Annotated in this window: 16 protein-coding genes; 6 read left to right on the top strand and 10 right to left on the bottom strand. The window is 58.6% G+C overall.

All coding sequences use genetic code 11. The annotated features are described in order from the left end of the window. Positions 1 to 252 precede the first annotated feature (252 nt). Positions 253 to 1,275 (top strand): 23S rRNA (adenine(1618)-N(6))-methyltransferase RlmF, encoded by a 1,023-nt coding sequence (gene rlmF / locus IB252_RS00780; protein WP_192406265.1) that lies wholly within the window; start codon positions 253 to 255, stop codon positions 1,273 to 1,275. Positions 1,276 to 1,482: 207 nt separating this feature from the next. On the opposite strand, the gene IB252_RS00775 is transcribed toward rlmF, so the two are convergent. Continuing rightward, positions 1,483 to 1,764: an HU family DNA-binding protein gene (locus IB252_RS00775; RefSeq protein ID WP_007905514.1), complete on the bottom strand. Its 282-nt coding sequence runs from the start codon at positions 1,762 to 1,764 to the stop codon at positions 1,483 to 1,485. A gap of 395 nt (positions 1,765 to 2,159) precedes the next feature. Between IB252_RS00775 and yejK the strand changes: the two genes are divergently transcribed. Continuing rightward, a complete protein-coding gene (yejK, locus tag IB252_RS00770; protein WP_008147593.1) occupies positions 2,160 to 3,164 on the top strand; it encodes a nucleoid-associated protein YejK in 1,005 nt (334 codons plus the stop codon). Continuing rightward, positions 3,164 to 3,514, top strand: coding sequence for a glutaredoxin family protein (locus IB252_RS00765; protein ID WP_111451349.1), 351 nt, complete (start codon positions 3,164 to 3,166; stop codon positions 3,512 to 3,514). The genes yejK and IB252_RS00765 overlap by 1 nt, the downstream gene beginning before the upstream one ends. 66 nt (positions 3,515 to 3,580) lie before the next feature. Here the strand turns inward: IB252_RS00765 and IB252_RS00760 are convergent, their stop codons facing one another. The 5 genes from IB252_RS00760 to IB252_RS00740 form a co-directional block, all read right to left on the bottom strand. Then, positions 3,581 to 4,516: a glutathione S-transferase family protein gene (locus IB252_RS00760; RefSeq protein ID WP_192406264.1), complete on the bottom strand. Its 936-nt coding sequence runs from the start codon at positions 4,514 to 4,516 to the stop codon at positions 3,581 to 3,583. An 88-nt stretch (positions 4,517 to 4,604) separates the two neighbouring features. Next, the gene (locus tag IB252_RS00755; RefSeq protein WP_008147586.1) at positions 4,605 to 4,925 is read right to left on the bottom strand and encodes a GIY-YIG nuclease family protein; all 321 of its coding nucleotides are present in this window, start codon (positions 4,923 to 4,925) and stop codon (positions 4,605 to 4,607) included. A 40-nt stretch (positions 4,926 to 4,965) separates the two neighbouring features. Then, positions 4,966 to 5,436 carry a nuclear transport factor 2 family protein gene (locus IB252_RS00750; RefSeq protein ID WP_192406262.1) on the bottom strand — a complete coding sequence of 157 codons (471 nt, stop codon included), beginning with the start codon at positions 5,434 to 5,436 and terminating at the stop codon, positions 4,966 to 4,968. Between the two features lie 112 nt (positions 5,437 to 5,548). Then, positions 5,549 to 6,865 carry a CynX/NimT family MFS transporter gene (locus tag IB252_RS00745; protein WP_192406261.1) on the bottom strand — a complete coding sequence of 439 codons (1,317 nt, stop codon included), beginning with the start codon at positions 6,863 to 6,865 and terminating at the stop codon, positions 5,549 to 5,551. Continuing rightward, complete coding sequence (locus IB252_RS00740) at positions 6,855 to 7,514, bottom strand: FadR/GntR family transcriptional regulator (protein WP_008147581.1); 660 nt, start codon at positions 7,512 to 7,514, stop codon at positions 6,855 to 6,857. The genes IB252_RS00745 and IB252_RS00740 overlap by 11 nt, the downstream gene beginning before the upstream one ends. Positions 7,515 to 7,680: 166 nt before the next feature. Between IB252_RS00740 and IB252_RS00735 the strand changes: the two genes are divergently transcribed. Beyond that, positions 7,681 to 7,992 (top strand): type II toxin-antitoxin system MqsR family toxin, encoded by a 312-nt coding sequence (locus tag IB252_RS00735; protein ID WP_111451344.1) that lies wholly within the window; start codon positions 7,681 to 7,683, stop codon positions 7,990 to 7,992. Beyond that, positions 7,989 to 8,477: a type II toxin-antitoxin system MqsA family antitoxin gene (locus IB252_RS00730; RefSeq protein ID WP_111451343.1), complete on the top strand. Its 489-nt coding sequence runs from the start codon at positions 7,989 to 7,991 to the stop codon at positions 8,475 to 8,477. Before IB252_RS00735 ends, IB252_RS00730 begins: the two co-directional genes overlap by 4 nt. Positions 8,478 to 8,540: 63 nt before the next feature. Here IB252_RS00730 and IB252_RS00725 read toward each other — a convergent pair whose 3' ends face one another. The 4 genes from IB252_RS00725 to IB252_RS00710 all read right to left on the bottom strand — a co-directional run bounded on the left by IB252_RS00725 (position 8,541) and on the right by IB252_RS00710 (position 12,702). After that, positions 8,541 to 9,305 (bottom strand): amino acid ABC transporter ATP-binding protein, encoded by a 765-nt coding sequence (locus IB252_RS00725; protein ID WP_008147575.1) that lies wholly within the window; start codon positions 9,303 to 9,305, stop codon positions 8,541 to 8,543. Positions 9,306 to 9,315: 10 nt separating this feature from the next. Then, the gene (locus IB252_RS00720) at positions 9,316 to 10,413 is read right to left on the bottom strand and encodes an amino acid ABC transporter permease (protein ID WP_192406259.1); all 1,098 of its coding nucleotides are present in this window, start codon (positions 10,411 to 10,413) and stop codon (positions 9,316 to 9,318) included. 10 nt (positions 10,414 to 10,423) lie between these two features. Next, the gene (locus IB252_RS00715; protein WP_008147571.1) at positions 10,424 to 11,605 is read right to left on the bottom strand and encodes an amino acid ABC transporter permease; all 1,182 of its coding nucleotides are present in this window, start codon (positions 11,603 to 11,605) and stop codon (positions 10,424 to 10,426) included. Positions 11,606 to 11,670: 65 nt separating this feature from the next. Beyond that, entirely contained in the window at positions 11,671 to 12,702 is a 1,032-nt protein-coding gene (locus IB252_RS00710) for an amino acid ABC transporter substrate-binding protein (protein ID WP_111451341.1), read from the bottom strand. Positions 12,703 to 13,168: 466 nt separating this feature from the next. Between IB252_RS00710 and IB252_RS00705 the strand changes: the two genes are divergently transcribed. Beyond that, positions 13,169 to 13,825, top strand: coding sequence for an alpha/beta hydrolase (locus IB252_RS00705; protein ID WP_192406257.1), 657 nt, complete (start codon positions 13,169 to 13,171; stop codon positions 13,823 to 13,825). Positions 13,826 to 13,828: the final 3 nt, after the last annotated feature.

Genomic DNA, 13,828 nt, shown 5'->3' with positions numbered 1-13,828 from the left:
GAAAGAGGGAGGCCCGAAACGGCCTCCCTTTTTTGTGCCCGGTCACTTTCCCCTACACCACAAATCCCTTGTGGGAGCGAGCCTGCTCGCGATGAGGCCATAACATTCAACATCGATGTCGCCTGTTTCGCCGCCATCGCGAGCAGGCTCGCTCCCACAGGGGGATTGTGCTGTTTGTCACAATTGGGTTCACAACGGCTGGATGTGGGACAATACCCGCCACTTTTAGCCATACCCGAATCGACCACACCCATGAACGCCCCCCGCACACCCCGCCCTGCGCGCAAAAAGCCTGATTCCGCCACCCCGGCCAAAGCCGTGGAACCGCGTGAAAAGGCCAGCCTGCATCCGCGCAACCGCCATCAGGGTCGTTACGACTTCCCGGCGCTGATCAAAACCACGCCGGAACTGGCGAAGTTCGTGATCATCAACCCGTACGGCAAAGAAAGCATCGACTTCGCCAGCCCGGACGCAGTGCGGGTGTTCAACCGTGCGTTGCTCAAGTCGTTCTACGGCGTCGCCCATTGGGACATCCCGGCGGACTACCTCTGCCCACCGGTTCCGGGCCGTGCCGATTACGTGCACTTCCTGGCCGACCTGCTGGCCAGCGTCAACGACGGTGAGATCCCGCGCGGCGCGCCGGTCAAGGTGCTCGATATCGGCATGGGCGCCAACTGCGTCTATCCGCTGATCGGTTACAGCGACTATCGCTGGCACTTCCTCGGCTCGGAAATCGACCCGACGGCCGTGGCCGCCGCCAAAGCCATCGTCCAGTCCAACGGGCTGAACAAGGCCATCCAGTTGCGTCAGCAAAGCAATCCCAAGCACATTCTGCTGGGCCTGCTCGAACCCGGCGAACGTTTTGACCTGACCATGTGCAATCCGCCGTTCCACGCCTCGATGGACGAAGCGACCAAGGGTAGCGAGCGTAAATGGCGCGCACTGGGCCGCGCCGATCCAAAACGCAAACTGCCTGTGCTGAACTTTGGCGGTCAGTCGGCGGAATTGTGGTGTGAAGGGGGCGAAGCACGGTTTGTGACGCAACTGATCGCCGAGAGCGCGCATTTCCAGCACAAAGTGCTTTGGTTCAGCACCCTGGTCTCGAAAGCCTCCAACCTGCCGGCGATCCAGACGGCCCTGAAAAAGGCCGGTGTATTGGAAAGCCAGGTCGTGGAAATGTCTCAGGGCCAGAAGCAAAGCCGCTTCGTCGCCTGGACCTTCCAGACCAAATCCGAGCAGCAGGTCTGGCGCGAGCGTTGGACGCGTAAAAGCTGAGTAACTAACCGACACAAATCAACTGTGGGAGTGAGCCTGCTCGCGAAGGCGGCAGCACATTCAACATCAATGTGACTGAAGCACCGCTATCGCGAGCAGGCTCGCTCCCACAATTGGCTCAGAGGTGTTTGTCGGTCAATCACTGAATTTCAGACACAAAAAAGCCGTGCCCGGATCACTCCGGAGTACGGCTTTTTTTACTGCGTCTTACTTGTTAACAGCGTCGGTCAGGCCTTTGGCCACAACCAGCTTGATAACTTTCTTGGCAGCGATTTCGATGGCAGCGCCAGTCGAAGGGTTGCGGCCGGTACGGGCAGGACGCTCAGTCACTTTCAGTTTGCCGATACCTGGCAGAGTGATTTCGCCGCCGTTTTCCAGCTGATCGGCAACGATTTGGCCCAGTTGGTCCAGAGCGTTACGCGCGGTGGTTTTTGGCGCGTCGATAGCTTCAGCGATGTCGGCGATCAGTTGGTCTTTAGTAAGAGCCATGTAGTGTTCCTTCCCTATCAAATTCATATGGATTGCAGAGTGCAGTGTCAGCCATCGAGCCCGATCTTCTGGATCTGGCACCCTCGGCCATAACCGCGACGAGTCGGGGTTATAGATACCGAAATCAGGGTTTGGTTCGACCTGACAAATGCTGAATGCACGCTTAACGCAGTGACTTCGCGTAAGACCGGGCAAAACTAGCACAGAGACGGGGAAATATCCGCCTCTAGCTACCCATTTGGTCAGCTTTATTGCTCTAAAACGGTAAAAAACAGCATAAGCGCCATCGGACACCTGCGAATTGCCCTTCGTGCCGCGCCAAAACCAGTGGTTGCGGTACACTTGGCACTTTTTGGGGGAGCACGCCCTCCTCCCTTCAATCAGCCGAGAAGCCCATGCCGATCCGTCATTGCATCGTCCACCTGATCGACAAAAAACCCGACGGCACACCTGCAGTTCTCCACGCTCGCGATTCCGAACTGGCCGAGTCGAGCGCCATCGAGTACATGCTTGCCGACCTCAATGAGAGCTACAACGCCAAACAAGGCAAGGCCTGGGGTTTCTTCCATGCCGAGTCCGGGGCGCATCCGTTCAGCGGCTGGCTGAAGGAATACCTCGATGGCGGCAAGGATTTCACAGCGTTCAGCCGGGTGGCGGTGGAACATCTGCAAAAGCTGATGGAGGAATCGAACCTCTCTGTGGGCGGCCACGTGCTGTTTGCGCATTATCAGCAAGGCATGACCGACTACCTGGCGATCGCCCTGCTACACCACAGTGAAGGCGTTGCAGTGACCGATCAGCTGGACGTGACCCCGTCCCGGCACCTGGATCTGGGCCAACTGCACCTGGCGGCACGGATCAACGTGTCCGAGTGGCAGAACAACAAGCAGTCCAAGCAGTACATTTCGTTCATCAAAGGCAAGAACGGCAAAAAGGTTTCGGAATATTTCCGCGACTTCATCGGCTGCCAGGAAGGCGTCGACGGCCCCGGCGAAACCCGCACCCTGCTCAAGGCCTTCAGTGACTTCGTCGAAAGCGAAGACCTGCCGGAAGAATCCGCCCGCGAGAAGACCAAGACCCTGGTGGATTACGCCAGCAGCCAGGCAAAGTTGGGTGAACCCATGGGCCTGGAAGAACTCTCGGAGCTGATCGACGAAGAGCGCCCGAAAGCCTTTTACGATCACATCCGCAACAAGGACTACGGCCTGTCGCCGGAGATCCCGGCCGATAAACGCACCCTCAACCAGTTCCGCCGCTTCACCGGTCGCGCCGAAGGCCTGTCCATCAGCTTCGAAGCGCACCTGCTGGGCTCGAAGATCGAATACGACGAAGAAGCCGGCACACTGATCATCAAAGGTCTGCCGACCCAGCTCACCGATCAGCTCAAGCGACGTAACTGATGCTCGGCGGCGTACTGAAGAAATGCCTGCTGATCCTGCTGGTGGTCGTGGTCTACCAGAACTGGGGCAAGATCGAGCGGGTATTCCATCCGGCGCAGGTGGTGTCCGAGCAGACTCAGGCCAAGGCCAACGTCGTGCTCTATGCCACCGAATGGTGCGGTTACTGCAAACTGACCCGGCGTTTTCTCGATCAGAAGGGAATTCCCTATAAGGATTTCGATATCGAGAAGGATGCCCAGGCGCGCAAGGCCTACGAGGCGCTGGGAGGCGGCGGAATTCCGATCATCGATGTGAACGGGACGTTGATTCGCGGGTATGACCCGGACACCATTCTCGCCGCCCTGAAATAACCTATTGGCTCACTCAATCCCCTCCCCACAGGTGTGTGGGTTTGTGTGTGTGCATGAGTGAGGCCATCAGCGTTTTTCGATGCGAAACCCGAATCGCGGAAAGTGCACATGCACCACGCCGCCCCGCTCGTCTTCACGACGCAGAATCAATTCTTCACGGCCCGCAAACAGCAACTCACCCGCCACCGGGTCAACGCCGTAATCGATGGCGGCGATGACCACCTGCTGGCCAGCCTCAAAACCATTCGGCTCGTCGAATTGCTCCTCCGGCAATGCGGCCGGTGTGGCGTTGCGCGCAACCTCCAAGGCCTCTTCGGCGGTCATCTCGCTGAACGCGCCATGACCGAAACCCAACACGCGCCCCAGCCATGCCAAAACCGCTGGATAAGCATCGACCAACGGCGACGTGACGGGCGTGGCCTTGAGGAACCACAACGGATGGGCCAGGGCAAAGTCGGCAATCGACGGCTCGCCAAACAGGAAGTCGCCCTGTTCGCGCTGAAGCTGTTGCTCCAGACGCGCCATGATGGTCGGCCACTGATGCCGGGCCTGTTCAGCCGACAACCGTGTGGCACTGCCACCGCTGAACAACTCCGTGCGATCGGCAATGAATGCCTTGATCGCTTCCGGCGGCATATTGGCGAAGCGCACGGCAATCGATTCTGGTTGAAACACCAGGCTGACCGCATGCTGGAACACCACCGAATCCGCCCATGCGGCGAAGGTCGCGGCGATCATTTCCTGACCTTCCGGGAAGAACGCCGGCAAGGCTTTTTCCTGTTCCAGACGACGGGCGATCAGCGACGTGTCGCAATAGATATCCGCGCCAATCTGCAACACCGGCGTCTTGCGGTAGCCACCGGTCAGCGCGGTCAAGTCGGGTTTTGGCATCACCGGCGAAATCTTCACCGAGCGCCAGGACAGCCCCTTGAAGCCCAGCAACAAGCGGGCCTTTTCAGAAAAAGGGGACGTCGGGTAATGATGGAGAATTAACTCGGACATGCTCGGCTCCGCCGCACGGTTTGGGAATCCGCAGCTTAGCGCGCATTTCCTGTGCAGCCCACCGATCTGCCTGATGGGCACTTATCAGTCAGATTGATAAGCCCGCAGCAGCACTCGCCACCAAGCATTCCTTGGCGCTTTTCTTGAGTTTTTTGATCAGCCGTTCCTGACGCAGCGCTTCGCTTTTATCGCGGCAGGCTTCGGTGTAAACCAATGCCACGGCAGGACTGGAGAGAAAAAAGCGCGCGCCCTTGCCACGCTGGTGGGTGGCGAAGCGGCGCACGGGATCGTCGCTGATCCCGCAGTAGAGCGAACCATTGGCCGCGCGAACGAGGTAGACGAACCAGGGTTTGCTGACAGGCAGCGATGGTTCGGCGGCAATGACGGAAGATTCGCTGGCGCTGTTCACGTGACGATCAAGGCTTGAAAGGAAACAAGCCGCGATCTTATCAGCGACTGGCCTGGAATGCCTTCAGCCCCTTCAAGGCTTGAGCGCGTACGGCGTTTCTCACCGCCGGCGTCCATCCCAACAATAGCCCTTTGAAACCCAGCGCTTGTCGGGACCAGGTCCACATATCGAAGCTGTCGTGATGCTCGCAAATCTTGCCGTCGCGAAAAACGAAGCGCGCCTGGATGTCGTTGACCACAGTATTGCCAGTCTGGCTAAACAGGTACGTCGCCACCCAATGGGCGCCGCCCGTGCGCTCATCGCTGCGCACGTTATCGAACGTCAGGGAAAAATCCTTGGCCCGAGTGGTGAGCATCCGCCACATGTCGCCTGCATCGCGGCCGCGAAGTTCGCCGAACGCCGGATCACTGAACACCACGTCGTCGGTATAGCAGGCGCTCATGGCCTCGGCATCCAGCCGCTGGAAGGCTTGGTAGAACTGGGTGATCAATGCGTTGTGGGCATCACTCATGGACAGGCTCCCTGATGTGCAAAGTGGCTTCAAAAGATTGCCTGCACGATAGTCAACAAAGGCGCGAAACACTATCGGCATTCGTGAGCCGAATACCGACAGTGTGCGGCTGTCAGACCTTTTCGCTTTCGACCTGGACGTACAGCGAACGTCCAGCGCCCAGGCCGGCGATGATCGCCCCAAGGCCGATGATGCCGAATATCCAGCCCAAGGCGTTCCAGCCACCGGTCCAGTCATGCACGATGCCGACCGCGAACGGTCCCATGGACGCCAGGGTGTAGCCGAAGCCCTGGGCCATGCTCGACAGGTTCGCCGCGACATGGGCGTCCCGCGAACGCAGCACGATCAGGGTCAACGCCAGACTGAACGTACCGCCCTGCCCCAGACCCAGCAGGATCGCCCAGCCCCACAAGCCGTCGATCGGTGCGTAAAGACAACCGAACAAGCCGCCAAGGGTCAGCAGCATGACGATGACGATCGCCAGACGCTGATCCTTGCCACGCGTCGCCAGCCAAGGCGCCGCCAGTGAACTCGCCAACTGAACGATGACCGAGCCTGACAGCACCAGACCCGCCTGGGTCGGCGTCAGGCCGCGACCGATCAGGATCGACGGCAACCAGCCGAACACGATGTAGGCCAGAGAGGATTGCAGGCCCATGTAGAACGTCACTTGCCAGGCCAGAGGATCACGCAACAGGCCGCGAACCCGATACGCAACGTTGTGCGCGCCGTGTTTCTGCCCGACTTGTGGCAACCAGAAAATCGCCGCGACCAATGCCGGAACCACCCAGAAGCCCAGGCCCAAGGCCCAGCTCTTGTCGAAATGCTCGCTCAACGGCACGGTCGCGCCCGCGGCCATCGCCGCCCCCAGGCACAGGGCCATGGTGTAGACGCCGGTCATGGTGCCCGCGTGTTTCGCGAAGTCGCGTTTAACGATGCCGGGCAGCAACACACCGATTACACCAATGCTCGCGCCGGCCAGCACGCTGCCGGCAAACAGGCCGATCTCGCCGAGCGAGCTGCGCAGGATGATCCCGCCGGCCAACATCAAGAGAATGCCCAGCACCACTCGCTCAGCGCCGAAACGTCGGGCCAGCACGGGCGCCAGCGGTGCAAACAAGCCGAGGCACAGCACCGGCAACGTCGTCAGCAAACCGGCCTGGGCTGCCGACAACCCGAGGGTTTTCGACACCTCGCTGAGCATCGGCGCCATGCTCGACAGTGCCGGACGCAGGTTCAGCGCCACCAGTATCAGGCCCAGCAACAGCAGCCACGGCCGCCGCAGGATCGGGTGACTTTGCTGGACCTGTTCGTCATCCACCTCGGCGTCGATCAGCAGCTCTTCGAGCTCCGCCGTGCGCTTGGCTTGGGGGATGCGGCTGTTGTCGACCTGCTGGCTGGACATGGGGTTCTCGGTTTCAAGGTTCATTGATCAACTGCCTCGACAGGGCTTTGGCCCGTTCCGGGTCGCGTTGCTCGACGGCATCAAGCAGTTCGATATGGAGGTCGAACACCTCTTGGCGTCGGGGGGAAATGTTCAGGGTCTCGCGCAACTGCGCACCGATGACGCTGGAAAAATAGCGATACAACTCGCTGAGGGTCGGGTTGTGCGCGGCGTCCACCAAACGCCGGTGGAACACCAGATCGCAGGCGATATACGTGTCGAGATCGCCGTGATAGTGGCTGCCGCTGACGCCCAACGCCTCGCGCAATGCCACCAGGTCTTCGTCGGTACGACGCAACGCGGCCAGGCCGATGGCCTCGACTTCCAGAATGTGCCGGGTTTCCCGGGCCTGTTCATGGGAGCAGCGGGACAACGCCTTCATGGTGTCAAGCGGATCGACCACCGCCCGCAGATAGCTGCCGTCGCCCTGACGGATTTCGATCAACCCGGAAAACGCCAGTACGCGCATGGCTTCACGCACGGTATTGCGGCTGATGCCCAACTCGGCGGACAGCTCGGGTTCGGTGGGTAAACGTTGGCCGACCGTCCAGACGCCTTCTGTGATGCGCAGGCGTAACTGATCCAGGGCCTGATCGACCAGGGACCGCTTTATGAGTGGAGAAATTTCTGACATTGGATTCGCCCTTTCATCCAATCATAGGATGAATTTTCTGACATGTTAGTCAGCTTCGCGTAGGACGGCAACCGCCTACGGTCAGAGAGAAGGAAATGGAGCGGGATTTTCGATTAGTCAAAATTACCCTTTAAGGGTAATTTTAGGGGCAGGGTTTTGGTTTCTTATGGAAAAGAGCACACCCCATTACGACTTGGCGGTGATCAAGGCTGAGGTGGTCAGGCTGGGCAGAAAGGCATTCACCCGACGGGCTGTGGAATCGGGCAGCTACATGGGTTTCAACGTCCGGCAAATGATCGAGGTGATCGGTGCACTGGAACGCCGAATGCTTTTCAAATCCATGACCACCTATGTCGACCACCGGGTTTGGCAGGACGTTTATCACACTACATTTCACGGATTGGAGATTTACATAAAAGTGTCTTACCGCCCCGGCGGTGGACATCCAGTAGTCTCCTTCAAGGAGAAAGACCTATGAGAACGCAGCAATGCGTCAACTGTGGCACACACGATGGGATGGGGCACTTCGAAGGCCGCACTCTCTCAGTCAATTACAAACAGATGTCGCGACTTGTTGACGAGCTTGCGGGTTGGGAATGCAGAGTTTGCGGTGAAATCGAATTCGATCATGACACCGACAGCGCCGAGCGTTATGCAGATGCCAGCGATCAATTGCTTCAGGACTGCCTGCAACTGATCGGCTCGGAGATCAAGCGTATCCGCCGCAAACTCCACCTGACGCAAAAAAACGCAGTGAAGTTGCTGTCCGGCGGTGGGAACAATGCCTTTTCGCGGTATGAGCGTGGAGAGCTGCCTGCGCCCAAACCGTTACTCACACTGATGCAGCTGTTGGACCGTCACCCCTATTTACTGGCCGAAATTGAAGTATTGAACGAAGGCGCCGCCCTCAAACAACTATTGGCCGCCCGTCATCCGGAACAGGAAGCGACACTAACCTCCTGACCTCAAACCCCAGACAAAATAAACCCGGATCAAGTCCGGGTTCATTTCAACACCTGCGCAGGATCAATGCAGGATCTGGCTCAAGAACAGCTTGGTCCGTTCATTCTGCGGATTATCGAAGAAGTCGTTCGGAGCGGCTTGCTCGACGATTTCGCCCTTGTCCATAAAGATCACGCGGTTGGCCACGGTGCGGGCGAAGCCCATCTCGTGGGTCACGCAGAGCATGGTCATGCCGTCTTCGGCCAGGCCGATCATGGTGTCCAGAACCTCTTTCACCATTTCCGGGTCGAGTGCCGAGGTCGGTTCGTCGAACAGCATGATTTTCGGCTTCATGCACAGGGCGCGGGCAATCGCCACACGCTGTTGCTGACCGCCGGACAGTTGCCCCGGGAATTTATGTGCCTGCTCCGGAATGCGGACGCGCTCCAGGTAATGCATGGCGATTTCTTCGGCCTTGCGCTTGGGCATCTTGCGCACCCACATCGGCGCCAGGGTGCAGTTCTGCAGGATGGTCAGGTGCGGGAACAGGTTGAAGTGCTGGAACACCATGCCGACTTCACGGCGTACCGATTCGATCTGCTTGAGGTCGTTGGTCAGCTCCACACCATCGACCACGATGCGGCCCTGCTGGTGTTCTTCCAGTCGGTTGAGGCAACGAATGGTGGTGGATTTGCCGGAACCCGACGGGCCGCACAGGACGATTCGCTCGCCCTGTTTAACGTTCAGGTTGATGTCTTTCAACACGTGGAACTGGCCGTACCACTTGTTCACGCCCTGCATCTGAATAATGCCTTCAGGGCTCACAGGCTTTTTGATTGCTTCGCTCATTACAGAACTCCTAACGCTTGTGGCCAGTGTCGAGCTTGCGTTCCAGATGCATGGAATAGCGCGACATACCAAAACAGAAAATCCAGAACACCAGGGCCGCGAACACATAGCCTTCGGTGGCCATGCCCAACCATTTAGGGTCGGCGGCGGCTTGTTTGACGCTGTTGAGCAAGTCGAACAGGCCGATGATGATCACCAGGCTCGTGTCCTTGAACAGCGCAATGAAGGTGTTGACGATGCCGGGGATCACCAGCTTCAGGGCTTGCGGCAGAATCACCAGGCCCATACTGCGCCAGTAACCGAGGCCCATCGCTGCAGCCGCTTCGTACTGACCTTTGGGAATCGCTTGCAGACCACCGCGCACCACTTCGGCGACGTACGCCGACTGGAACAGGATCACGCCGATCAGTGCCCGCAGCAGCTTGTCGAAGCTCATGCCTTCGGGCAGGAACAACGGCAGCATCACCGACGACATGAACAGCACCGTAATCAACGGCACGCCACGCCAGAATTCGATGAAAGTCACGCAGACCACGCGAATCGCCGGCATGTTCGAACGACGCCCCAGCGCCAGGACAATACCCAGCGGCAATGCACCGGCAATACCGACAGTGGCGATCACCAGGGTCAGCATCAAGCCGCCCCATTGGCTGGTCGCCACGCTGGTCAGGCCGAAGAGCCCGCCATGCAACAGGAAGTAGGCAATGATCGGGTACAGCACCAGGAAGCTCAGCCCATACACCGCTTTATGGTGAAAGCGCGAGATAAACAACGGTGCCACGCCGATGACCGCCAACCACACGGTCAGGTCCACACGCCAGCGCAGGTCTGTCGGATAGTAGCCGTACATGAACTGGCCGAAGCGCTGTTGGATGAACACCCAGCAGGCGCCGTCCTTCGTACAATCGGCGCGCGTGGTGCCGACCCAGTTGGCATCGAGGATCGCCCAGCTCAGGATTGGCGGAACAATCAGGTAGATGAGGTAGAACGCAAACAGGGTCAGCAGGGTATTGAGCCAGCTGGAGAACATGTTGGCGCGCATCCACGCCACGACACCGATGCTGCGGTTCGGGGGCGGCATGTCAGGTTTGAAAGTATGAGTCGTCATGCGCTTTTCCTTACCGCTCGATCAGCGCAATGCGCTTGTTGTACCAGTTCATCAGCAGGGAAATGCTGATACTGATCGCCAGGTACACGCTCATGGTGATAGCAATCACCTCGATCGCCTGCCCGGTCTGGTTCAGCACCGTACCGGCAAACAACGAAACCATTTCCGGATAACCGATACCGGCCGCCAGCGAGGAGTTCTTCGCCAGGTTCAGGTATTGGCTGGTCAGCGGTGGAATGATCACGCGCAGGGCTTGCGGGATGATCACCTTGCGCAGGGTCGGACCGTTGCGTAACCCCAGCGAGTGCGCCGCTTCCGTCTGGCCGTGGCTGACCGACTTGATGCCCGAACGCACGATCTCGGCGATAAACGCCGCGGTGTACACCGTCAGGGCCAGGGTCAGCGCCAGCAGTTCCGGGATCAGCACCCAGCCACCGACGAAGTTGAAGCCTTGCAGCTTCGGCATTTCCCAGTGCAGCGGCGCGCCGAAGATCAATGCGCACAGTGCGGGGATCACCAGGAACAGCGCCAGGCCCACCCAGAATTTGTGGAACGGTACGCCGGTCTCTTCGAAGCGTTTGGTCGCCCAGCGGCTCATCAGCACGATGGCGACAATGGCCACGACGATGCTGACCACAAACGGCCAGAAACCATCCGCCGTCAACGCGGCCGGCATGTTCAGGCCACGGCTGCTGACAAAGAAGGTGTCGCCGAAGTTATGGCTGTTGCGTGGCCCCGGCATGGTCAGGAACACCGCGAAGTACCAGAACAGGATTTGCAGCAGCGGTGGAATGTTACGGAAAACCTCAACATACACCGTCGCCAGCTTGGCAATGATCCAGTTCTTCGACAGCCGTGACACACCAACGATGAACCCGAGGATCGTCGCCAGGATCACGCCGATGAAGGTCACCAGCAGCGTGTTGAGCAGGCCGATGACAAACACCCGGGCATAGCTGTCCGATTCGGTGTAGTCGATCAGGTGTTGAGCGATGCCGAAACCGGCACTGCGCTCCAGAAAGCTGAAGCCGGAGGTAATGCCCCGGTGTTGAAGGTTGGTCTGCGTGTTGTCGAACAGATACCAGCCCATCGAGACCACCGCCACAATGGTGATGATCTGAAACAGCCACGCACGCACTTTTGGATCGCTGAGGCTGAGCCTCTGCTTTGGTGCGCCGATTGAATTTTGCATGAAGTGCCCCGCAAATAATGGAACAGAACATCACCCGGTGGTTGGCCCACCGGGTGATAGAACCATCAGCGCACTGGTGGTGCGTATTGAATGCCGCCATTGGTCCACAGGGCGTTCAAGCCACGGTCGATTTCCAGCGGAGTGCTCTTGCCGAGGTTTTTCTCGAAGACTTCACCGTAGTTGCCAACCTGACCGACGATCTTGACGACCCAGTCCTTCGGCAGCTTCAGGTCTTTGCCGTATTCGCCATCAGCACCCAGCAAACGGGCAACGTCCGGGTTTTTGGTCGACTTGGCTTGTTCAGCCACGTTTTTGGAAGTCACGCCCGCCTCTTCGGCGTTGAGCATGGCGTAGCCAACCCAACGAACGATGGCCAGCCACTCGTCGTCGCCGTTACGCACGACTGGACCCAGAGGTTCTTTGGAAATGGTTTCCGGCAGAACCACGTAGTCTTTCGGCGAAGCCAGCTTGCTGCGCTGTGCGTACAGCTGGGATTTATCGGAGGTCAACACGTCGCAACGACCGGATTCCAGCGACTTGGCGCTTTCATCTGAGGTGTCGAAAGTGATCGGGGTGTACTTCAGATTGTTGGCACGGAAGTAGTCGGACACGTTCAGCTCGGTGGTGGTACCGGCTTGAATGCAGATGGTTGCACCGTCCAGTTCCTTGGCACTTTTCACGCCCAGCTTGCTGTTGGCCAGGAAGCCCACGCCGTCGTAGTAAGTGATGAAGCCAGGAAACTTCAGGCCCATGCCCGCGTCACGGGAACTGGTCATGGTGGAGTTGCGCGACAGCATGTCGATTTCGCCGGATTGCAGAGCGGTGAAACGCTCCTTGGCATTCAACTGGCTGAATTTGACTTTGTTTGCATCGCCGAACACTGCAGCAGCCACGGCGCGGCAGTAGTCAGCATCGATACCAACGATCTTGCCAGTCGAATCCGGTACCGAGAAGCCCGGCAGACCGTCACTTACGCCGCACTGTACGAAACCTTTCTTCTGCACTGCATCCAGGGTTGCACCCGCCTGAGCGAACCCACTGACACCGAGTACTGCGGCTGCAGTCACGATAGCCAGGGTGGATTTCAACATCTTCATTCAAACCTCCAGTTTTGCTCTTGTTGTGTCGGAGCTGAGTCCAGTCGCACCCTTATGAGGCGTTGTTGACCCGTGTTGGCTTTTTTTGGGGTCAACCGACGTAAGACCTGCGCTATGAGTCTAGTAGGAGAAAATCCACATCATGGACAACTCACTTCTCACCAATCGGCCGAACGGGCTGTAGCCCTTTCACGTTCGCGAAGCCCGTAGCGGCCACTGGCGAACATCCATCACCGGATTCTTTGCTATCCCACCGCCAGCAGTACACTGATAGTGTTACCGCAAGGCGCGAGATGGGTTGCACCGTTTCCCCATAGCAAAGCCCGTACCAGACCGCTCGCTGAAGCGATTGCGCGACAGGTCAATAGCAAAACTTGTAGCCTTGCGACATCTTCTTAACTGATCAACCAGGCGCGCACTCAGATCTCGCACCCAATGAGAGCGCCTGCACAATATTGGAGCAACCATGACCGAGCCCTTGATTCTTCAACCCGTCAAGCCCGCAGACGCCTGCGTTATCTGGCTGCACGGCCTGGGCGCCGACCGCTACGACTTCCTGCCGGTGGCCGAAGCGCTGCAGGAAACCCTGCTGACCACCCGCTTCGTTCTCCCTCAGGCACCGACCTGCGCCGTGACCATCAACGGTGGCTACGAGATGCCGAGCTGGTACGACATATTGGCCATGAGCCCCGCGCGCGCGATCAACCGCGACCAGCTGGAAGAGTCGGCACAAAGGATCATTAATCTGATCGAAGTGGAGCGAGCCATCGGAATAGACGCCTCGCGGATATTTCTAGCCGGTTTTTCCCAAGGCGGCGCGGTGGCATTACACGCCGCATTTCTGAAATGGCAGGGGCCATTGGGTGGCGTACTTGCCCTCTCGACCTACGCACCGACCTTCAGCGATGAACTGGTGCTTTCCGCCAGCCAGCAGCGTATTCCCGTGCTGTCTTTACACGGCCAGTACGATGACGTCGTTCAAAACTCCATGGGCCGCACCGCCTACGAGTATTTAAAGCAGCATGGTGTCACCGTGACATGGCAGGAATACCCAATGGGCCACGAAGTGTTACCCGAGGAGATACACGACATTGGTGTCTGGCTCGCCGAGCGCCTGCGTTAACTG

The organism is Pseudomonas sp. PDM10, from assembly GCF_014852295.1.
Lineage (GTDB): Bacteria > Pseudomonadota > Gammaproteobacteria > Pseudomonadales > Pseudomonadaceae > Aquipseudomonas.
Note: the sequence above shows the minus strand (reverse complement) of the source record. Positions and strands in the feature narration are given on the sequence as shown.